Here is a 20615-nt window from a genome sequence, read left to right on the forward strand (position 1 = left end):
TGCCGCCGTCAGTCGCGTCCCTGCCTGTCCGAGGTAAGTACCACCGGGCGCGGCGCGCTTCCTGAAGGAAAGTCAGAAATGAGGTGAACGGGTGTCGGGCCCGCCCGGCCGGAGCCTGTCCGCCCGCTGTTCCGGCAGGTCAGCGACGTACGGCGGCCCCGTCGAGGGCAAGAAGCCGAAGGACGCCCCGCGCGCCGGTGAACGGGTGACCCGCTCACGGCGTCACCGCCTCCACCCGTACCGCGCAGACCTTGAACTCCGGCATCCGCGAGATCGGGTCCAGGGCGGGGTGGGTGAGGGTGTTGGCGCGGCCCTCGCCGGCCCAGTGGAACGGCATGAACACGGTGTCGGGGCGGATCGCGGCGGTGATCCGCGCCGGTGCCACCGCCCGGCCCCGCCGGGACACCACGGCCAGCGGATCGCCCTCGGCTACGCCGAGCCGCTCCGCGAGGCGGGGGTGCAGTTCCACGAACGGGCCGGGCGCGGCGGCGTTCAGCTCCTCGACGCGCCGGGTCTGCGCGCCGGACTGGTACTGCGCCACGACCCGGCCGGTGGTCAGCAGCACGGGGTACTCGTCGTCGGGCTCCTCGGCGCTCGCACGGTGCGCGACGGGCGTGAACCGGGCCCGCCCGTCCCCGGTGGCGAACCGGTCGAGGAAGAGCCGGGGCGTGCCGGGGTGCCCGGCGCCCCCGGTCCCCGCCGGTGCCGGGCACGGCCAGAACACGCCGTTCTCCTCCGCCAGCCGCCGGTAACTGATCCCGGAGTAGTCCGCCGGCCCGCCCGCGCTCGCCCGGCGCAGCTCCTCGAAGACCTCCTCGGGCTCGGTCGGAAACCCCTTCTCCGGGCCACCCCGTCCGCCACCGAGCCGGGCGGCCAGCCCGTGCAGCACCTCCAGGTCGCTGCGGACACCCTCCGGCGGGGCGAGGGCCCGGCGGCGCAGCAGCACCCGGCCCTCGAGGTTCGTCGTCGTCCCCGTCTCCTCCGCCCACTGCGTCACCGGCAGCACGACATCGGCGAGCGCCGCCGTCTCCGACAGCACGACGTCGCACACCGCCAGGAAGTCCAGCGAGCGGATCCGCTCCTCGACGTGCGCGGCGTGCGGCGCCGACACCACCGGGTTGGAGCCCATCAGCAGCAGCGAGCGGATGCCCGTACCCAGCGCGTCGAGGAGTTCGTACGCGCTGCGCCCCGGCCCGGGGAGGGAATCCGGGTCCACGCCCCACACCCCGGCCACATGCGCCCGCGCCGCCGGATCGGTCAGCTTGCGATAACCGGGCAACTGGTCCGCCTTCTGGCCGTGTTCGCGCCCGCCCTGCCCGTTGCCCTGCCCGGTCAGGCACCCGTACCCGGACAGCGGGCGGCCCGCCCGGCCGGTCGCCAGGCACAGGTTGATCCAGGCGCCCACGGTGTCGGTGCCCTTGGACTGCTGCTCGGGCCCGCGCGCGGTCAGCACCATCGCCGCCTCCGGATCGCAGAACAGCCGTACCGCCTCCCGCAGTTCGGGCACGGACACGCCCGTGATCCGCTCCACGTACTCCGGCCAGTGCGCCATCGCCGCCGCCCGGGTCTCCTCCCAGCCGGTGGTGCGCTCCCGGACGTACGCCTCGTCGGTGCGCCCCTCGGCGACCACCAGATGCAGCAGGCCCAGTGCCAGCGCGAGATCGGTACCGGGGCGGGGCGCCAGATGCAGATCGGCCTGCTCGGCCGTCCTCGTACGGCGCGGGTCGACGACGATCAGCGTGCCGCCGTTCTCCTTCAGCTCGGTGAGGTACCGCAGGGACGGCGGCATGGTCTCCGCCGGGTTCGCCCCGACCAGGATCACGCAGCCGGTCTTCGGAACGTCCTCCAGCGGAAACGGCAGCCCACGGTCCAGCCCGAACGCCCTGACCCCCGCCGCTGCCGCCGACGACATGCAGAACCGCCCGTTGTAGTCGATCTGGGAGGTCCCCAGCACCACCCGCGCGAACTTGCCGAGCGCGTACGCCTTCTCGTTGGTCAGCCCGCCCCCGCCGAACACCGCGACCGCGTCCGCCCCGTACTGCGCACGCGTCCGCCCCAGCCCCTCGGCGACCCGCTCCAGCGCCTCCTCCCAGGAGGCCGGCACCAGCACACCCTCCGCGGACCGCACCGACGGCGAGGTCAGCCGCACGTCCGACGACAGCACGGCCGGCGCCGTACGCCCCTTCCCGCACAGCGCCCCCCGGTTCACCGGAAAGTCCGCCCGCTCCCGCACCTCGACGGTCCCGCCCGCACCGGGCACCAGATTCATCCCGCACTGCAGCGCGCAGTACGGGCAGTGCGCGGGCGTCCCGGAGCTCTCCATACCGCCCAGCCTGCGCGCCCCGCGTTACACCCCGCACCGCCCCCGGTTACACCCCGGGCACGGCTACCTCCCCGGGACCGGGGGAGCGCGGTGAGGCCGGGGGCGCGGAGGCGTCCGCTCAGACACCGACGAGCTGGACACGGCCGCCGCACAGACGAGACATGTCATCGAGGTCGGATGTCAGGAGGGCCACTGGCCCCGGTTGGCACAGAGCCAGCTCCGCGACCGTCGCGTCGATCGCGTACTTGTGACCGTGCAGGCCTGCGGCCTTGAGCAGTTCCGCAGCTCTCTTCGCCGCCGCCTCGGTCACCGCCTCCACCTTGACGCGGGACAGCACCCACCGCAGCCGGGGCAGGTTCACGCGCGCGTGGCTGACCTCCACGATGGTGTTGGCTCCCACGACGATCTCGGAACCCATGGAGTGGAGCACCTGGAGCATCGCGAGGATCTTGCGATCCTCCGCGATCCAGGCGGAGAGACCCTGGGAGTCCAGGACGACGGTCTCGATGTGACCGTTCACGCGGCACTCGCCGGACGTCCGGCGCTTCCCGTCGTGCCGAAGATCCGGGAGTGCGCCTCCGCCAGCTCCTCCTCGGTGAAGGCCCCGTGCTCCTCCTGATGGCGCAGCAGATCAGCGCCGAGCAACTGGTGCCGAAGCTGACGCGCCACCGCTTCAGCGACGTAGCCGGAGACGTTGTCGGTGAGCTTCTTCAGTTCGGCGACCTGCTCGGCCGGGAGCGTCACCGTGATCCGTGTCGTGTCTGCCATGGTGTGAGCATACCGCGATATGCGCACCGTCAGTCCGCGGTTTCCGGGGCGCGGACGTCCGCCAGGGCCTGCCGCACCCCGGGTTCCTCCGGCCCGAGGAAGTGCGGGTCCGGGCGGAACGCCGCGTCCGCCGCCGCCTTGCCCGCGGCCAGGATCTCCCGGACGCCCCCGTAGTACCAGGTGAGGTCGTGGCGGTCGTCGACGCCGACGCCGTACGAGGAGACGCCGGCCGCCCGGCACAGCGTGACCGCGCGCCGGATGTGGAAGCCCTGGCTGATCAGCACGGCCCGGTCCACGCCGAAGATCTTCTTCGCGCGGACGCAGGAGTCCCAGGTGTCGAAGCCCGCGTAGTCGCTGACGATCCGGGTGCCGGGCACGCCGTGCCGGGTCAGATAGGCGCGCATCGCGTCCGGCTCGTCGTACTCCTCACGGCTGTTGTCGCCGGTGACCAGGACCACCTCGATCCGGCCCGTCCGGTACAGCTCGGCCGCCGCGTCCAGCCGGCGGGCGAGATACGGCGAGGGCTCCTCGTCCCACAGGCCCGCACCGAAGACCACGGCGACGTCCGTGCGGGGCACGTCGGCGGTGGTGCGCAGCCGGCCGTCCGCGGCCGTGTGCATCCAGGTCGCCGGGAGCAGCGCCAGGACGCACACCGCCATCCCCGCCTGCACCAGCCGCCGCTGCCCGGTACGGGTGCGCGGCATACGCGGCATACACGGTCGGCGGAACCCGCGGGTCCTCACGCGGCGCAACAGGTCAAGCATCGGACGGACACCCTCCCCGGTCGGTCCTCGGTCCTCGGTCCTCGGTCTCGGAAGACGCATCGGCACGCCCTCCGGTTCAGCCGCGCCCTGTGATCGGCTTCACGGTGGGCGGGAAGGGGGCGCCGCGGCCCGGACGGACTCACGCGGTGCGCGGCCGCGCCGTGAACCACCGGAAAAGCCCCGCTCACGCGCGTGCAACGGAGAGGCAACGTCCCTGGGCGACCATCGGAACATGACGGCGCACCCCACCACCCCCCTCGTCGTCGTGGCTCACGGCAGCCGTGATCCGCGCACGCCGGGCACCGTACGGGCGCTCCTGGACCGCGTCCGCGCGCTGCGGCCCGGCCTGCCCGTGCACCTGGGGCACATCGAGCTGAACGCCCCGCTGCTCCCGGACACCCTCGCCGGGCTGCACGCGCGAGGGGCCGGTTCGGCCGTGCTGGTGCCGCTGCTGCTCAGCCGCGGCCACCACGTCACCCGGGACATCCCCGAGGCGGCCGCGGACACCCCGCTGCACGCGCGCGTGGCCGCCCCGCTGGGCCCGCACCCGCTGCTGGTGGACGCCCTGCACGCCCGCCTGACGGAAGCCGGCTGGCGCGCCCCGGCGGACGAGGCGGCCCGCCGTACGAGCGCGGTCGTGCTGGCCGCCGCCGGCTCCCGCAGCCCCGGCTCGGGGCGCGACACCGCCCGCACCGCCGGCCTGCTCGCCGAACGCCTCGGCGTGCCCGTCGTCCCCGCCTACGCCTCCGCCGCCGCCCCCACCGTCCCCGACGCCCTGCGCGCCCTGGCCGCCCGGGGCCGCCACCGCGTGGCGGTCGCCTCCTGCTTCACGGCCCCCGGCCGCTTCGCCACCGAGTGCGCGGCGGCGTCCCCCTGGATCACCGCGGCCCCCCTCGGCACCCACCCCGCCCTGGTCCGCCTCCTCCTCCACCGCTACGACCAGGCCCGCACGGCCCCCGCCCCGGCCCCGACGCGGTACGGGCGCACCCCGGCCGTCACCGTCTGCCCGTAGTGTCGAGGCATGGCAGGCACCCGCACCCCCGCCCCCACCGGCCCGGCGTCACAGGAGTACGAGAACCACGTCCCGCCCCCCGGCTACGCCCCGCCCTCGGTCGCCCGCTGGGCCGCCGAACCCGACAAGCGCCCCGGGCGCACCGCCTTCCAGCGCGACCGCGCACGCGTGCTGCACTCCGCGGCCCTGCGCCGCCTGGCCGGCAAGACCCAGGTGGTCACCCCCGGAGCGGCCAGCCCGCTCTGGGACGCCAGCCCCCGCACCCGCCTCACCCACTCCCTCGAGTGCGCCCAGGTGGGCCGGGAGCTCGGCGCCGCCCTCGGCTGCGATCCGGACCTCGTGGAGGCCGCCTGCCTCTCCCACGACCTGGGCCACCCGCCCTTCGGCCACAACGGCGAACAGGCGCTGAACGAGTTCGCCGAGGACTGCGGCGGCTTCGAGGGCAACGCCCAGTCGCTCCGCCTCCTCACCCGCATCGAACCCAAACGGTTCACCCCCGAAGGCTCCGTCGGCCTCAACCTCACCCGCGCCGCCCTCGACGCCGCCACCAAGTACCCCTGGCCCCGGGGCGGCCACCCCACCGACCCGGCCTCCCCGAAGTTCGGCGTCTACGAGGACGACCGCCCCGTCTTCGACTGGACCCGCGAGGGCGCCCCCGAAGGCCGCGTCTGCTTCGAGGCCCAGGTCATGGACTGGGCCGACGACGTGGCCTACTCGGTGCACGACGTGGAGGACGGCCTGCACGCCGGCCACATCGACCCCAACCTCCTGCACGCCGAGCCCGAGCGGCAGGCGGTCTTCGCCGTCGCCGCCGGCCGCTACACCGACCCCGGCACCGACCCGGCGGAACTCGCCGAGGCGCTCGACCGGCTCCTCGCCCAGGAGTGGTGGCCGCACGGCTACGACGGCACCGCGGTCGCCCAGGCCCGCCTCAAGGACGCCACCAGCCAGCTCATCGGCCGCTTCTGCCTCGCCGCCGAGGGCGCCACCCGGCAGCGGTTCGGCAGCGGCCGCCTCACCCGCTACGGAGCCGAACTCGTCGTCCCCCGGGAGACCCGCCTGGAGTGCGCCGTCCTCAAGGCGGTCGCCGACCGGTACGTCATGCAGCGCGCCGAGCAGGAACTGCTCCGCGCCGACCAGCGGATCGTCGTCGTCGAACTGGCCGAGGCGCTCACCGCCCGCGCCCCCGACGGCCTGGACCCGCAGTTCCGCACGCTGTTCGCGCAGGCCCCGGACGACCGTGCCCGCAAACGGGTGATCGTCGACCAGATCGCGTCCCTCACCGACGCCTCGGCCCGCTCGCTTCACACCCGTCTGAGGGGGCAGGGTTGAGAAGAGCCCGAAGGAGGCCGTCCGTGGCCTGATCGGGTCACTCCCCCTTCCCGCACCACCCGGTGTGCGGGACGCTCACAGGTGGCGGCACCCCGAAGAGGAGGCATCACGTGGTCGACGCGGATCAGACATTCGTCATCGTCGGAGGCGGACTGGCCGGCGCGAAAGCGGCCGAAACGCTGCGAACGGAGGGCTTCACCGGCCGTGTCCTGCTGATCTGCGACGAACGCGACCACCCGTACGAGCGACCGCCCCTGTCCAAGGGCTACCTCCTCGGCAAGGAGGAACGCGACGGCGTCTTCGTGCACGAGCCCGCCTGGTACGCGCGCCACGACGTCGAGCTGCACCTCGGCCAGACCGTCGACGCCGTCGGCCGCGCCGCGAAGACCGTCCGCTTCGGCGAGGACGGCACCACCGTCCGCTACGACAAACTGCTGCTGGCCAACGGTGCCGAGCCCCGCCGCCTGGACATCCCGGGCACCGGCCTGGCCGGCGTCCACCACCTGCGCCGCCTCGCGCACGCCGAACGCCTCAAGGGCGTCCTGACCTCCCTGGGCCGGGACAACGGCCACCTGGTGATCGCCGGCGCCGGCTGGATCGGCCTGGAGGTCGCGGCGGCGGCCCGCGAGTACGGCGCTGAGGTCACCGTCGTGCACCGGGGGCAGACCCCGCTGCACTCGGTCCTCGGCCCCGAGCTCGGCCAGCTCTTCGCCGACCTGCACCGCGACCACGGCGTCCGCTTCCACTTCGGCGCCACCCTCACCGAGATCACCGGGCAGGACGGCATGGTCCTCGCCGCCCGCACCGACGACGGCGAGGAGCACCCGGCGCACGCCGTCCTCGCGGCGATCGGCGCCGCCCCGCGCACCGGCCTCGCCCAGGCGGCGGGCCTGGAGATCGCCGACCGGGCGGACGGCGGCGGCATCCTGGTCGACGAGCGGCTGCGCACCTCCGACCCGGACATCCACGCGGCCGGTGACGTCGCCTCCTTCCCGCACGCCCTGTTCGGCACCCGGATGCGCGTCGAGCACTGGGCCAACGCCCTCAACGGCGGCCCGGCCGCGGCCCGCGCCATGCTGGGCCGGGAGGTCACGTACGACAGGGTGCCGTACTTCTTCAGCGACCAGTACGACCTGGGGATGGAGTACTCCGGCTGGGCACCGGCGGGCTCCTACGACCAGGTCGTCATCCGGGGCGACTCGGGCAAGCGGGAGTTCATCGCGTTCTGGATCAAGGAGGGCAGGGTGCTGGCCGGGATGAACGTCAACGTGTGGGACGTCACGGACCCGATCCAGCGGCTGATCCGCTCCCGGACCCCGGTGGACACGGACGCCCTGGCCGACCCGCACGTCCCGCTGGAGAGCCTCGCCCCCTGACCGGGGCGGACGCCTCGGATCCGGCTCCCGGCGGACCACCGTAGACTTCCAGCGTGGCTGGACGGATCAACGACGAGGACGTGAAGGCGGTACGGGACGCGGTCCCGATCGACGCCGTGGTGTCCGAGTACCTCCAGCTGCGCGGCGCCGGCGGCGGCAACCTCAAGGGCCTGTGCCCGTTCCACGACGAGAAGTCGCCGTCCTTCCAGGTGAGCCCGAGCAAGGGACTCTTCCACTGCTTCGGCTGCCAGGAGGGCGGCGACACCATCACGTTCGTGATGAAGGTCGACCACCTCTCCTTCTCCGAGGCGGTCGAGCGCCTGGCCGCCCAGGCCGGCATCACCCTGCGCTACGAGGAGGGCGGGTACAACCCGGCCCACCAGCGCGGCGAGCGCATCCGCCTGGTCGAGGCCCACCGGATCGCCGCCGACTGGTACGTGGAGCAGCTCGCGACCTCCCCCGAGGCGGACACCGGCCGCGCCTTCCTCGCCGAGCGGGGCTTCGACCAGGAGGCCGCCCGGCACTTCTCCGTCGGCTACAGCCCCCAGGGCTGGGACCACCTCACCCGCTTCCTGCGCGGCAAGGGCTTCACCGACAAGGAACTGCTGCTCTCCGGCCTGTCCCAGGAGGGCCGCCGCGGCCCCATCGACCGCTTCCGCGGCCGGCTGATGTGGCCCATCCGCGACATCGGCGGCGAGGTCGTCGGCTTCGGCGCCCGCAAGCTGTACGAGACGGACAACGGCCCCAAGTACCTCAACACCCCCGAGACGGCGATCTACAAGAAGTCCCAGGTCCTGTACGGCATCGACCTGGCGAAGAAGGACATCGCCAAGTCGTCCCGCGCGGTCGTCGTCGAGGGCTACACCGACGTCATGGCCTGCCACCTCGCCGGTGTCACCACCGCCATCGCGACCTGCGGCACCGCCTTCGGCAACGACCACATCAAGATCCTGCGCCGACTGCTGATGGACAACGGATCGGCCCGGGTGATCTTCACCTTCGACGGTGACGCGGCCGGCCAGAAGGCGGCCCTGCGCGCCTTCGAGGACGACCAGAAGTTCGCCGCCGAGACCTACATCGCCGTCGCACCCGACGGCATGGACCCCTGCGACCTGCGCCTGGCCAAGGGCGACGAGGCCGTCGCCGATCTCACCGAACCCCGCACCCCGCTCTTCGAGTTCGCGCTCCGCCACATCGTGAGCCGCTACGACCTGGACACCCCGGCCGGCCGCGCCGCCGCCCTCGACGAGGCCGCCCCGGTCGTCGCCCGCATCAAGAACAGCGGCGCCCAGCACGAGGTCGCCGTCCAGCTCGCCGGCATGCTCGGCATCCTGGACACCCAGTTCGTGGTCAAGCGGGTGGCGCAGCTCGCCCGCTGGGCCCGCGACCGCGGCGGCAAGGGCCCCGCCCCCGACGACCGCCGGCAGCGCGGCCGGGACGGCGGGCCGCAGCAGTACGCCTCCGGCCCGCAGCCCGCACTCCCGCGGGGCCCCGCCCTCAACCTGCGCAACCCCGTCTTCGCCACCGAACGGGAACTGCTCAAGCTCGCCCTCCAGCACCCCGCCCTGGTCTCCCCGGCCTTCGACGCCTACGGCGTCGACGAGTTCACCGCCCCGGTCTACGCGGCCGTGCGCCAGGCCGTCCTGGAGGCGGGCGGTGCCGAGTACGGCGCCCAGGACCCGCAGGAGTACCTGATCCGGGTCCGCGACGCCGCCCCCGACGACACCGTCCGCGCCATGGTCACCGAACTCGCCGTCGAGGCGATCATGCTGCACCGGGGCGTCAAGGAGGTCGACGAGAACTACGCGGGCGCCCAGCTGGTCACCGTCCGCCGCCGTGCCGTCGAGCGCCGTGTCCGCGAGGTCGCCGGCCGGCTGACCCGGCTCGCCTCCCAGGGCGACCCCGCCGAACTGGCCTCCGTGCAGAACGAACTGTGGGTCCTCCAGCAGTACGACCAGTCCCTGCGCGAACACGGAGCGGCGGCCCTCTAGTGCGCCGGCAGCGGTTCGTGTCCTGAGCCGCGTTTTCGGTGGTGGCAGCGGCGGGCGCCGGCACGGCGACCGCGAGGTGCCGGCCGCGATCGTGTCCGTGGCGACGTCGGGGTGCATGTGGCAGCAGTTGCCCGTGGCCTCGTTCGGGCTGTCGCACCGGACGGCCCGAACTGATCCAGGCCGCGCTCGTTCTTCGCGGCCTGGAACGCCTCCTCGATCGCCCGGCGCGGTCCAGTTGCCCGGCCGACCGCAGGCACCGGCGGAACTCCGGGGGGTGCCGCCCGCGCCTCGCCGTTCCCGAGATCAGGGAAAGCCGGGTGGGACGCGTGAGGACCGGCACACGTCCGGCGCACCGGACGGTATGTGCTCCAGCACAGGGGGACGCTCGCTTCTCTGTGCTGCGAACGGATCGTGCCCGCCTGTGCTGTGGCTTTGACTGAGGGGCGCGTCGGCCGGTCCCTGCCCGCCGCGCGATCCGTCGGTCAGGAGGACAATGATGTTGCATCCGAACCTTGTGGTAACCGGCCGTGTCGAGGGCAAGTCGGTTTTCGTCGACGAGCAGCCGCTCGAACCCGCGCAGACCCCGGCCCTTCCCGGCCTGGAGGTCTTCCTTGCCTGGGGAACGGCGGACGGCGGAGCGTCCAATGCCGAGACCGAGCCCGAGGCGGTCCTCGCCCCGTACTTTCCCGGGGCCGGCGGCACTCGCCTGCTGCTGGTGACCTGGCCTCCGGCGACCGCCGGCGAACCCACCGACCCGCAGCCCGCAACGCCTTGGGCCGAGGAGATCCTCGCCGGTCTGGTGGCCACCGTTGAGAAGGATCACCCCGGTATGCACACCAGCGCCACCCTGGATTACGGCGTCGTCCTGTCGGGAGAGATGTGGCTGGAACTGGACGACGGAGCGGAGCGTCGCCTCCCCGCGGGGACCTGTGTGGTGCAGCGGGGCACCAGGCACCGCTGGAGCAACCGTGGCACCGAGCCCGCCACGATGGCCTTCGTCCTCATCGGTGCCGCCGAGGACGCGCAGTGACCGGGCCGGCGGGGCTGGAGCTGGACGCGTCAGCCCTGGGAGGTTTCTGCCGTTGGCTCCGGAAGAACCGTGACCTGGACGTGTCGGACTACGGAGAGCTGCACCGCTGGTCGGTGACCGACCTGTCCGGTTTCTGGTCCGCCGTGCAGCAGTACCTCGACGTTCCCTTCCGGACCGCCTACCGGGAGGTACTGGCGGAGGAGCGGATGCCCGGAGCGCGCTGGTTCCCCGGCGTCCGCACCAACTACGCCGACGGACTGCTGACGGACGGCGATCCGCAGGAACCGGCACTGATCACCGTCCGCGAAGACGGCAGCACCGAGGCCCTGACCACCGGCGAGTTCCGCCGCCGGGTGGCGGCCCTCGCCCGCTCCCTGACCTCACTCGGAGTCGGGGTGGGCGACCGTGTCGTCGGCTACCTGCCGAACGTCGGTGAGTCGGCGGTCGCCTTCTACGCGGCCGCCAGCATCGGCGCGGTCTGGGCCTCGGTCGGCTCGGACTACGGACCGGACGCCGCGGCGGCCCGGTTGGGCCAACTGACGCCGAAGGTGCTGATCGCCGTCGACGGATACCGCTACGCCGGTGTCGACCGGGATTGCGGGCCGGCCGTGGCGACGCTGCGGGAGGCGATCGGTCCCGCTCACACGGTCATCGTGCCCCGGCTCGGCTCCACGGTGGCGCCGGACTGCCTCGACTGGCGGGAACTGACGGTGGGCGAGGCCACCCTGGAACCCGTGGCCGTACCGTTCGACCACCCGTTGTGGGTGCTGTTCTCCTCCGGGACCACCGGCATCCCCAAGGGCATCGTGCACAGCCACGGCGGCGTCCAGCTGGAGATGTACAAGACCCTCAGGCTGCAGTGGGACCTCGGTACCGGCAGCCGACTGCTGTGGGCGACCTCGCCGAGCTGGGTCATCTGGACGCTGCTGGTCTCCGCGCCGCTGGTGGGAGCCACCGCGGTGCTGTACGACGGCAGCCCGACATTCCCTGACACCGCAGGACTGTGGCGGGCGGCGTCCGCGCACCGGGTCACGCACTTCGGGACGAGCCCGGGCTTCCTGGCCGCCTGCGAACGTTCGGGAGTCCTCCCCGGCCGGCTGTGCGATCTGTCCGCTCTCCGGCAGATCATCGCGACCGGCTCACCCGTGCCGCCCTCGGCCAACGGGTGGGTGTCCGCGCACGTCGGGGAGCAGGTCCCCCTCGTCGCGATCAGCGGCGGAACCGACGTGGTGGGAGCATTCGTCGGCGGTGCGCCGACCGTCCCGGTGGTCCCCGGTGAGATCTCGGCCCCCTGTCTGGGGGTCAAGGTCGAGGCCTGGGATCCGCAGGGACGGGCCCTGGTGAACGAGGTGGGGGAACTCGTCGTGACCCGCCCGATGCCCAGCATGCCCGTCGCGTTGTGGGGAGACGAGTCCGGGGAGCGCTACCGGCAGGCGTACTTCGACACCTACCCCGGCACGTGGCGGCACGGCGACTGGATCACCGTCACAGACCGGAACTCGGTCGTGATCCACGGCCGATCGGACGCCACACTCAACCGCAATGGCGTCCGTATGGGCAGCGCCGACATCTACGCCGCCGTCGAGGAGCTCCCCGAGGTGCACGAAGCGCTCGTCATCGGAGCGGAACTGCCCGACGGCGGCTACTGGATGCCCCTCTTCGTCGCCCTCCGCGACGGCGTGGAACTCGACGACGGCCTGCGCGACCGCATCCGTCGGGCAATCCGGCGACAGGCTTCGCCACGACACGTACCCGACGAGATCGTGGCGGTGCCGGCCATCCCGCACACGAAGACCGGCAAGAAGCTGGAGGTCCCGCTCAAACGGATCCTCCTGGGCGCGGAACCCGGTGCCGTGGTCGCACCCGCTGCCGTGGACGCCCCGGAGGCACTGGACTTCTTCGTCCGGCTGGCCGAGCGCCGGTCGGCGCGTGCGTGACCCGGCCCCGGCGGCCGCCCGCGCGGCATCACGGACCGCGGCCGGCCGCGGCGCGGACCGACCCCATCCGACACCCTCACCCGGAAAGCATGGACATGGACACGAAGAAGGTGGACCGTCTCGGCGTGGTCGGCTGCGGCCTGATGGGCTCCGGCATCGCGCAGGTCGCCGCGGTCGCGGGCCTGGACGTCCTCGTCGCGGAGACGAGCCGCGAAGCCGTCGAGGCGGGCAAGCGCCGGATCACCGCCTCTCTGGACCGAGGCGTGCAGCGGGGCAGACTCACCGAGGAGCAGCGCGAGACGGCGCTCGGACGCATGGCGTTCACCACCGACGTGGGGGACCTGGGCGACCGGCAGTTCGTCATCGAGGCCGTGGTGGAGCACCCCGAGGCCAAGAGCGAGGTCATGCGGGCCCTCGACAAGGCGCTGACCAGCCCCGACGCCATCCTGGCCACCAACACCTCCTCCCTCCCCGTCGTCGACCTGGCCGTGGCCACCCGGCGACCCGCACACGTCGTCGGCGTGCACTTCTTCAACCCGGTCCCGGTCCAGCGGCTGGTGGAGGTGATCCCCGCGGTGACCACCAGCAAGGAGACCTACGCGCGCGCCCGTGACTTCGTCACCGGTCGGCTGGGCAAGGAGGTCATCCGTGCTCCCGACCGCTCCGGCTTCGTGGTGAACGCCCTGCTCGTGCCGTACATGATGTCCGCGGTGCGCATGCTCGAAGCGGGATCCGCCTCGGCCTCGGACATCGACCGGGGCATGGAACTCGGCTGCGCTCACCCGATGGGCCCGCTGCGCCTGCTCGACTTCGTCGGACTGGACACCGCGCAGGCCGCGGCGGAATCCATGTACGAGGAGTACAAGGAGCCCCTCTACGCTCCCCCCGCTCTCCTGCGCCGCATGGTCGCCGCCGGCCACCTGGGCCGCAAGAGCGGTCGAGGCTTCTACGACTACGCCCCCTGACGCTCCGCACACGGCACTCGTCCGCTGTCCGAAAGGAAACCCTCCATGCCCGCAGAAACCGTCGTCGTGATCGATGGTGCCCGTACCCCGGTAGGCAGCTTCGGCGGCGCCTTCAAGGACACCCCGGCACATCGGCTCGGTGCCGTGGCCGCCCGCGAGGCCCTCACCCGTGCGGGGGTGGCGCCCGAAACCATCGACGAAGTGGTGATGGGGTGTATCGGCCAGGTGGGCGCGGACGCCTACAACGCACGCCGGGTCGCCCTGGACGCCGGGCTGCCCGTCGGCATCCCCGCCTACACCGTGAACCGGCTGTGCGGCAGTGGTCTCCAGGCGGTCTGGTCGGCCGCCATGCAGATGCGTTGGGGAGCAGCCGACATCGCGCTGGCAGGCGGCGACGAGAACATGTCCCGGATGCCGTTCTACGACTTCGGCGCGCGAGCCGGACACCGCCTGGGCGACCGCACCCTGGCCGACGGCACGGTCATGATGCTGACCGACCCCGTCCACGGCGTGCACATGGGCGTGACGGCGGAGAACGTGGCCGCGAAGTACGGCGTCTCCCGTGCGGAGCAGGACGCTTTCGCACTGCGGTCCCAGCAGCGCGCCGCCACGGCCGCGGCCCGGGCCGCGTTCGCCGAGGAGATCACTCCCGTGACGACCGGCGGCCGGGAGCCGTCCGTTGTGGGCACCGACGAGCACCCCCGGCCCGAGACCACCCTGGAGCGACTGGCCGGTCTGCGTCCGGCGTTCCAGAAGGACGGCACCGTGACCGCAGGCAACGCGTCCGGCATCAATGACGGGGCCGCCGCCCTCGTCCTCGCCCGGGGTGAGGTGGCCGCGGAGCACGCCCTGACGCCATTGGTCAGTCTGGAGGCGGTGGCCACGGCGGCCGTGGAGCCGGAGCTGATGGGATACGCACCGGTGCCGGCGCTGAAAAGGCTGTTCGAGAAGACCGGCACGAAACCGTCCGACATCGACGTCGTCGAACTCAATGAGGCGTTCGCAGCCCAGGCCGTCGCAGTCATCCGGGACGCCGGACTGGACGCGGAGAAGGTCAACCCGTACGGCGGCGCCATCGCTCTGGGACACCCTGTGGGTGCGACCGGCGCCATCCTCACCCTGCGGCTGGCCAAGGACCTGGCCCGGCGCGACCTGGAACTGGGCGTCGTCACGATGTGCATCGGCGGCGGACAGGCACTCGCCGCCCTCTTCCGCCGGGTCTGACGCGAAAGGCGTCTCCACCGAGGCCGGCCCCTGAGCCACCTGTCCCGCCCGTCCCGCCGGTCGGGGCCCGTCCGCACGGAGAGGAGCGGCCGACTGCCTTACGGTGGGTCTGCGGCGGGACGGGCGGGCCCGGCCCCCCGAGGAGAAGAAAGACATGACGCGGCACACCTTCTTGCGGCTCTTGGTCGAAGGAGCCCCGGCCGTCGCCTACGAGGACGCTCTGCGCGTGGCCCTGGCGGCCCCCGGGGCGAACAGGGGCGAACTGCTGAGCGAGTACCACCTCGCGCTGCTGCTGCGCGACCGGTTCGACGTCCAGCAGGCCCGGCACGAGACCCAGCGGGCCCTGCTGACCTGTGCGACGGAGCTGGTCGAAGTCACCAGCGACGTCGACAGGGTGCTGACCTCCATCGTCACCCGCGCACAGCAGCTGCTGAACTGCGACCTCGCCTATCTGAGCCTCAACGACGCCGAGCGCTCGGAGACCTATGTGCGGGTCATGGTCGGAGCGACGACCGGCGACTGGAAGGACGTGCGGATCCCCTTCGGGGTGGGGATCGGCGGCAAGGTCGCCGAGACGGCCGCGCCCTTCGCCACGCCCGACTACTTCCACGACGAGCGCCTCGACCACGACGCCGCCGTGGACCGGTCCGCGCGGGCCGAACGCCAGGTGGCGATCCTCGGCGTCCCGCTGGTGCACCGCGGTCACGTCATCGGTGTCCTCTACGCGTCCAACCGGACAGCCGGAGCCTTCCCGCCGGAGTCGGTGCTCCTGCTCAGCTCCTTCGCCGCCCTGGCCGCCGTGGCGATCGAGCGCGCCCAGCTCCTTGACGACAAGGAGCAAGCCCTGCAAGCCGCCCGCAGGGCCAACGCCGCGCTGGAGGAGCGCACCCGCGCCACTGCCCGCGAGGTGGCCGCCCACGACCGCAGCATGGACCTCGTCCTGCAGGGAGGGGGATTGCAGGAGGTCGTCGACGCCGCACGGACTTTCCTCGGCGGCTGCCTGGCCGTCGTCGACGAACTGAACGCCCCGGTCATGTGGACCGACGGCACACCCGAGGACCGGCTTCACGCGATGATCACGGCAGCCCGCCGCCCGAGGACGGGTACCGGGCGCAGCGAACACGTCGACGGCTGCTGGGTGACGGTCCTGACCGCGGGCAGCAGTTCCCTCGGTGCCCTGGTCTGGGACCCGGAGACACCCACGGAGGACACCACCGCTGTCGACGTGCGCCTGCTGGAGCGCACAGCGGTGGTGGCGGCGCTGCTGCAGCTGTTCACCCGCAGTCTCGCCGCGGCGGAGGCACGCGTGCGCGGCGACCTCCTCGACGACCTGCTGAGCGGCACAGGCCGGGCCGGAACGGCGCTGGACGAACGTGCCCAGCGACTGGGCTACCAGCCGCACGGACCCCACACGGTTCTCGTCACCCACGCACCCGCCCGCCAGCTCCCCCTCCTGTCCACGGCCACGGCGGAGATGGCGGCGTCACGCAAGGGCCTCAGCACGGTCCGGGACGGCTTCGCGGTGCTGGCCCTGCCCTCGTCGGACGCGGCACTGACCGGCAGGCAGATCGCCGGATCGCTGTCCCTCCGTCTCGGCACCCCGGTCACCGTGGGAGCCGCTGGGCCCGTCACCGACTCCGGCGGCCTCCCGGGTGCCTACGGGGAAGCCCTGGCCTGCGCTCGGGCGCTGCTACGGCTGGAACGCGCGGGAGACTCGGCGACCGTCCGGGAACTGGGTTACACCGGTCTGCTGCTCGGAGGAGCGGCCACGGTCAGCGGTTTCGTCGACCGCATGCTCGGGCCGGTCGTCCGCCACGACGAACAGCGCGACACCGAACTGCTCACCACCCTGGAGACGTACTTCGCCACGGGACGCAGTCCGGCCCGCAGCGCGGACCATCTGCATGTGCATCCGAACACCGTCACCCAGCGACTGGACCGTATCAAGCGCCTCCTCGACCTCGACTGGTCCGACCCGGACAAGACGCTGGACCTCCAGCTCGCTCTGCGTCTGAACCGGGTACTGCGGCCGCATTCCGCCGATCGCGAGTACGGACAGCAGTAGCCGCCCGGGCAGGCCGGGTGGCCACTGCTGCCCGTCGGCCTCAGAGCAGAAGACTGAGGCCGGCCACGGCGGCGAACGACGTGAAGCCCATGAGCGTCGTCATGACGGTCCACGACCGCAGGCTGTCCTTCTCGGGTATCCCGAACAGCCTGGTGACGAGCCAGTAGCCGGCGTCGTTGACGTGCGAGGTCGAGATGGCTCCGGCACTGATCGCGACGACCAGGGCGGCGACCTGTCCGTCGGGCAGCCCGGCCTTCTCCACGAGGCCGGCCACGATCCCGGCGGCCGCCACGGTGGCCACTGTGGCGGACCCCTGGGCCAGCCGCAGCAGGTAGGCGATCACGAACGCCAGGAGGATCAACGGCAGGCCTGACCCGGCCAGTCCCTCGGCCAGGATCTTCCCGATCCCACTGGCGGTGAGCACCGACCCGAACACGCCACCCGCCCCGACGACGAGGAGGATCATGCCGACCGGACGCAGCGCGCTGTCGGCGACCTGCGTGAGGTTCGTCCTGCTCCAGCCGTACCGGGAGCTGAGCACCACCATGGCGAACAGCACACCGATCAGCAGGGCGATCAGCGGCGACCCGATGAATCCCGCGATCTTCGTGAAGGCGTTGTCCGCGCCGTCGACCAGCAGCGAGGAGAACGTCTGCACCAGGATCAGTCCGATGGGCACGGCGATGATGGTCACGACCGTGCCCAGACCCAGCGCCGATGCGCCGGCGGCCGGTGAGGCGAGCGCCGCCGCGTCCTCGTGCCGGCCGGTGGTGCCGAGCGCGGGCTGGAGGACCGGGACTTCGATACGCCGGGCGATCCACCTGGCATAGACGAAGCCGACCAGGTACGCCGGTACGGTACAGACCGCTCCGATCAGGATGACCAGACCGATGTTGGCGCCCATCAGTCCGGACGCGGCGACCGGGCCGGGGTGCGGCGGCAGGAGACCGTGCACGATCGCCAGGCCGCCGGCGGCGGGAAGTGCGTACCAGAGCATGCCCTTGCGCCCGGACGCAGCAGCGGCGAAGACGAGGGGAGCGATGACGAGCACACCGACGTCGAAGAAGACCGGAATGCCGAAGATGATGCCGGTGAGTCCCAGCGCTGCCGGCGCCCGACGCTCACCGAACCATCCCAGCAGCCGGTCGGCCAGCACGCGTGCGCCGCCCGAGACCTCCAGCAGTTTGCCCAACAGCGCGCCGAGCCCCACGATCGGCGCGACGTGGGCGAGTGATCTCCCGACACCGTCCTCCATGGCCGGCACGATCTCGGCGAGCGGTATCCCGGCCGCGAAGGCGACCACCGCACTGACCAGCAGGAGGGACACGAACGGCTCGACCCGCACCCGGATGATCAGGAAGAGCAGGACGGCGATGCCGATCGCGGCGACGGTCATGAGATAAGCCGGTGACGAGGTCATGACCGCGCCCCCACGAGGTCCGAGCACGGCTCGTGCACAGAGGGCCGGGACACCCGGGCCACCGCGGCGCTGTGCGCGTCGGTCAGGCAACGGCCCATCAGGTCGTGACCGACCGGATACCCAGTCAGTCCCATATCTTCGGGCACGCTCATCGGCGGCATAGGAGTCTCCTTTGACTGCTCCGGTCGAACGACACCGGACCTGCGGCTCAAGCTCGCGACGAGGCTAAGTAGCGGCCGCGGCGGAGTCTGCGGGCCCGAACCCACAACCGCAGAGCACTCTGTGTGCTGGAGGACATCGACAGGCCGACGACGGCTCACGACCTGGTTCGCGATACCGCTGCCGGCAGTTGCGCGCCGCTTCGTCCGGGGGCCGGCCGTGACCGGACGCAATGCGGTGGCAGTGCCTCCCGAGCTCCTGCTTGGATGCCCGGCTCGGCTTCCTCCCTGTGGCCAGGGCAATGATCGCCGAACCCGTCGAGCAGCCACTGGCAGGCAGGCCGTCACCCGTGACGCGACGACGGCCGTACGGGTCGGGTGGATCATGACGTCGGCCTGGGCCCGTGCGGTCTTGTCGCATCCTGCTTTCTGCGACCTGTCCCGTGCACATCCCGGCGGACTGATCGAGGAGTCGGCCTCTCCCTGGCCCACCCGGTGCGGGTCCGCGCTGCGCGAGCGGCGAGGAGACGAGCGCAAGCGGGCAGCCGATTCAGCCGACGCCGCACCAGCACCGAACTGGTGCTCGTCCGACTGGTCGCCTGCTGACCGGCCGGCAGGCGAACCGCCGGCCGTTCCTGCGTGCCGCCCGCTCCAGCAGGCCGCGGACATGGTCCCGCATCCGCCGGCGCAGATCCGCCCGAGCGAACCGGCCCGCCACCCGCGCGAACACTGAAGCCGACTCGGCAGCCCGGAAAGCGACTTCAGCGATTCCCTCCATGCCAGGACAACGACAACCGCCAGCTCAGGACATGAACCGCTGCTGGGGTGCCAGGCGGGATGTGACCGCCGGGTCACCGTGCGGACGCAAAAAGTCATCGCACGCCCCTCGTGGGGACGATGTGTCGTACCCCACACTGGGGTGCGGTGCCTGAGTCCTCGGAGCGCGGCCGATCCGTCCTCGACGGGTCCGGGACCCCCGCGGCCCCGCTCATCGCGTACGGGACGGACAGCGGCGAGGCCGCCGACTCCGCTCCCGAAGTACCGCTGCCGCCCTCCCCGGCAGCGATCATCCTGGAGGTCGCCCCCGTGCAGACCCAGATCCAGAGCCCCACTCCGACCGACGCGCGCACGGTCGGCGCGCGGCCGGAGGCGGACGTCCTGGTGGCCGTGCCCGCGCAGAGCCGGGCCGCCCGCCACCCCGAGACGGAGCCCGAACCGCCGTCCGCGGCGCTCGGACCGGCCGAGCACGTCGAGCCGGCCCCGCCGCCGGCGGCGCGCGCCGACTCCGGCAGCCCCTCATCGGACCTGTTCCGCCAGTACCTGCGGGAGATCGGCCGCATCCCCCTGCTCACCGCGGCCGAGGAGGTCGAACTCGCCCGCCGCGTCGAGGCCGGGCTGTTCGCCGAGGAGAAGCTGCGCCGCACCCCCGACCTGGACAGCAACCTCGCCCTCGACCTGGACCGGCTCGTCGTCATGGGCCGGATGGCCAAGCGGCGGCTGATCGAGTCCAACCTGCGGCTGGTCGTCTCCGTCGCCAAACGGTACGTGGGCCGCGGGCTGACCATGCTGGACCTGGTGCAGGAGGGCAACCTCGGCCTGATCCGGGCCGTGGAGAAGTTCGACTACGCGCGCGGCTACAAGTTCTCCACCTACGCCACCTGGTGGATCCGCCAGGCCATGTCCCGCGCGCTGGCCGACCAGGCCCGAACCATCCGCGTCCCCGTGCACGTCGTCGAGCTCATCAACCGCGTCGTCCGCGTCCAGCGGCGCATGCTGCAGGAACGCGGCTACGAACCGACCGCGCACGAGGTCGCCGACCACCTCGACCTGGCCCCCGAGCGGGTCGGCGAGGTGCTGCGGCTCGCCCAGGAACCGGTCTCCCTGCACGCCCCGGTGGGCGAGGAGGACGACGTGGCTCTCGGCGACCTCATCGAGGACGGCGACGCCACGAGCCCCGTCGAGTCGGCCGCGTTCCTGCTGCTCAAGGAGCACCTGGAGGCGGTCCTGTCGACGCTGGGGGAGCGGGAGCGCAAGGTCGTCCAGCTGCGGTACGGGCTGGTCGACGGGCGCCCCCGCACCCTGGAGGAGATAGGCCGCATCTTCGGCGTCACCCGCGAACGCATCCGCCAGATCGAGTCCAAGACCCTCAACAAACTGAGGGACCACGCTTTCGCCGACCAGCTGCGGGGCTACCTGGACTGACTTTCTCTTCGTCCTCAGGCGCCGGACGGGCTGAAATCAGCCCGTCCG

General features: G+C 72.4%; 15 protein-coding genes and 1 pseudogene. 11 read left to right on the top strand and 5 right to left on the bottom strand.

The annotated features are described in order from the left end of the window. Positions 1-214: 214 nt before the first annotated feature. The 4 genes from ACTWJ9_RS23030 to ACTWJ9_RS23045 all read right to left on the bottom strand — a co-directional run bounded on the left by ACTWJ9_RS23030 (position 215) and on the right by ACTWJ9_RS23045 (position 3855). Complete coding sequence (locus ACTWJ9_RS23030; RefSeq protein ID WP_443294714.1) at positions 215-2323, bottom strand: molybdopterin oxidoreductase family protein; 2109 nt, start codon at positions 2321-2323, stop codon at positions 215-217. A gap of 118 nt (positions 2324-2441) precedes the next feature. Further along, on the bottom strand, positions 2442-2843 hold the full coding sequence (locus ACTWJ9_RS23035) for a DNA-binding protein (RefSeq protein WP_443294715.1): 402 nt from the start codon (positions 2841-2843) through the stop codon (positions 2442-2444). Then, positions 2840-3091, bottom strand: a complete 252-nt coding sequence (locus ACTWJ9_RS23040; RefSeq protein WP_279336167.1) for a hypothetical protein — start codon at positions 3089-3091, stop codon at positions 2840-2842. The genes ACTWJ9_RS23035 and ACTWJ9_RS23040 overlap by 4 nt, the downstream gene beginning before the upstream one ends. 29 nt (positions 3092-3120) lie before the next feature. Then, entirely contained in the window at positions 3121-3855 is a 735-nt protein-coding gene (locus ACTWJ9_RS23045; RefSeq protein ID WP_279336168.1) for a SanA/YdcF family protein, read from the bottom strand. Positions 3856-4087: 232 nt separating this feature from the next. Here ACTWJ9_RS23045 and ACTWJ9_RS23050 point away from each other — a divergent pair, with 232 nt between their 5' ends. From ACTWJ9_RS23050 to ACTWJ9_RS23095, 10 genes and pseudogenes are all read left to right on the top strand, one after another. Continuing rightward, on the top strand, positions 4088-4867 hold the full coding sequence (locus ACTWJ9_RS23050; RefSeq protein WP_388702017.1) for a sirohydrochlorin chelatase: 780 nt from the start codon (positions 4088-4090) through the stop codon (positions 4865-4867). Positions 4868-4876: 9 nt separating this feature from the next. Then, positions 4877-6199 carry a deoxyguanosinetriphosphate triphosphohydrolase gene (locus tag ACTWJ9_RS23055; protein ID WP_279336170.1) on the top strand — a complete coding sequence of 441 codons (1323 nt, stop codon included), beginning with the start codon at positions 4877-4879 and terminating at the stop codon, positions 6197-6199. A gap of 110 nt (positions 6200-6309) precedes the next feature. Further along, complete coding sequence (locus tag ACTWJ9_RS23060) at positions 6310-7575, top strand: NAD(P)/FAD-dependent oxidoreductase (protein WP_443294716.1); 1266 nt, start codon at positions 6310-6312, stop codon at positions 7573-7575. Positions 7576-7628: 53 nt separating this feature from the next. Beyond that, the gene (gene dnaG, locus ACTWJ9_RS23065; RefSeq protein WP_279336172.1) at positions 7629-9566 is read left to right on the top strand and encodes a DNA primase; all 1938 of its coding nucleotides are present in this window, start codon (positions 7629-7631) and stop codon (positions 9564-9566) included. 43 nt (positions 9567-9609) lie between these two features. Beyond that, positions 9610-9732: pseudogene (locus ACTWJ9_RS23070) on the top strand (transposase); the annotation flags it as partial. 327 nt (positions 9733-10059) lie between these two features. After that, positions 10060-10596 carry a cupin domain-containing protein gene (locus ACTWJ9_RS23075; protein WP_443294717.1) on the top strand — a complete coding sequence of 179 codons (537 nt, stop codon included), beginning with the start codon at positions 10060-10062 and terminating at the stop codon, positions 10594-10596. Continuing rightward, positions 10593-12533 carry an acetoacetate--CoA ligase gene (locus ACTWJ9_RS23080; protein WP_279336174.1) on the top strand — a complete coding sequence of 647 codons (1941 nt, stop codon included), beginning with the start codon at positions 10593-10595 and terminating at the stop codon, positions 12531-12533. The genes ACTWJ9_RS23075 and ACTWJ9_RS23080 overlap by 4 nt, the downstream gene beginning before the upstream one ends. Positions 12534-12622: 89 nt before the next feature. Next, entirely contained in the window at positions 12623-13498 is an 876-nt protein-coding gene (locus ACTWJ9_RS23085; protein ID WP_387038634.1) for a 3-hydroxybutyryl-CoA dehydrogenase, read from the top strand. A 45-nt stretch (positions 13499-13543) separates the two neighbouring features. Beyond that, positions 13544-14722: a thiolase family protein gene (locus ACTWJ9_RS23090; RefSeq protein WP_279336175.1), complete on the top strand. Its 1179-nt coding sequence runs from the start codon at positions 13544-13546 to the stop codon at positions 14720-14722. A gap of 154 nt (positions 14723-14876) precedes the next feature. Beyond that, positions 14877-16787: a helix-turn-helix domain-containing protein gene (locus tag ACTWJ9_RS23095; RefSeq protein ID WP_279336176.1), complete on the top strand. Its 1911-nt coding sequence runs from the start codon at positions 14877-14879 to the stop codon at positions 16785-16787. 40 nt (positions 16788-16827) lie between these two features. Here ACTWJ9_RS23095 and ACTWJ9_RS23100 read toward each other — a convergent pair whose 3' ends face one another. Further along, positions 16828-18183, bottom strand: a complete 1356-nt coding sequence (locus ACTWJ9_RS23100) for a GntP family permease (RefSeq protein WP_279336177.1) — start codon at positions 18181-18183, stop codon at positions 16828-16830. Between the two features lie 1106 nt (positions 18184-19289). Here ACTWJ9_RS23100 and ACTWJ9_RS23105 point away from each other — a divergent pair. Beyond that, on the top strand, positions 19290-20567 hold the full coding sequence (locus ACTWJ9_RS23105) for a sigma-70 family RNA polymerase sigma factor (protein WP_279336178.1): 1278 nt from the start codon (positions 19290-19292) through the stop codon (positions 20565-20567). The last annotated feature ends 48 nt before the right edge of the window (positions 20568-20615 follow it).

Origin of the sequence: Streptomyces sp. GDS52 (genome assembly GCF_052246875.1) — a bacterium.
GTDB classification, from domain to species: domain Bacteria; phylum Actinomycetota; class Actinomycetes; order Streptomycetales; family Streptomycetaceae; genus Streptomyces; species Streptomyces cathayae.

Coding starts and splice junctions, on each gene's coding strand:
- ACTWJ9_RS23050 (WP_388702017.1), top strand. CDS start 4,088: ATGACGGCGCACCCCACCACCCCCCTCGTCGTCGTGGCTCACGGCAGC.
- ACTWJ9_RS23085 (WP_387038634.1), top strand. CDS start 12,623: ATGGACATGGACACGAAGAAGGTGGACCGTCTCGGCGTGGTCGGCTGC.
- ACTWJ9_RS23075 (WP_443294717.1), top strand. CDS start 10,060: ATGATGTTGCATCCGAACCTTGTGGTAACCGGCCGTGTCGAGGGCAAG.
- ACTWJ9_RS23045 (WP_279336168.1), bottom strand. CDS start 3,855: ATGCTTGACCTGTTGCGCCGCGTGAGGACCCGCGGGTTCCGCCGACCG.
- ACTWJ9_RS23055 (WP_279336170.1), top strand. CDS start 4,877: ATGGCAGGCACCCGCACCCCCGCCCCCACCGGCCCGGCGTCACAGGAG.
- ACTWJ9_RS23040 (WP_279336167.1), bottom strand. CDS start 3,091: ATGGCAGACACGACACGGATCACGGTGACGCTCCCGGCCGAGCAGGTC.
- ACTWJ9_RS23095 (WP_279336176.1), top strand. CDS start 14,877: ATGACGCGGCACACCTTCTTGCGGCTCTTGGTCGAAGGAGCCCCGGCC.
- ACTWJ9_RS23090 (WP_279336175.1), top strand. CDS start 13,544: ATGCCCGCAGAAACCGTCGTCGTGATCGATGGTGCCCGTACCCCGGTA.
- ACTWJ9_RS23100 (WP_279336177.1), bottom strand. CDS start 18,183: ATGACCGTCGCCGCGATCGGCATCGCCGTCCTGCTCTTCCTGATCATC.
- ACTWJ9_RS23030 (WP_443294714.1), bottom strand. CDS start 2,323: ATGGAGAGCTCCGGGACGCCCGCGCACTGCCCGTACTGCGCGCTGCAG.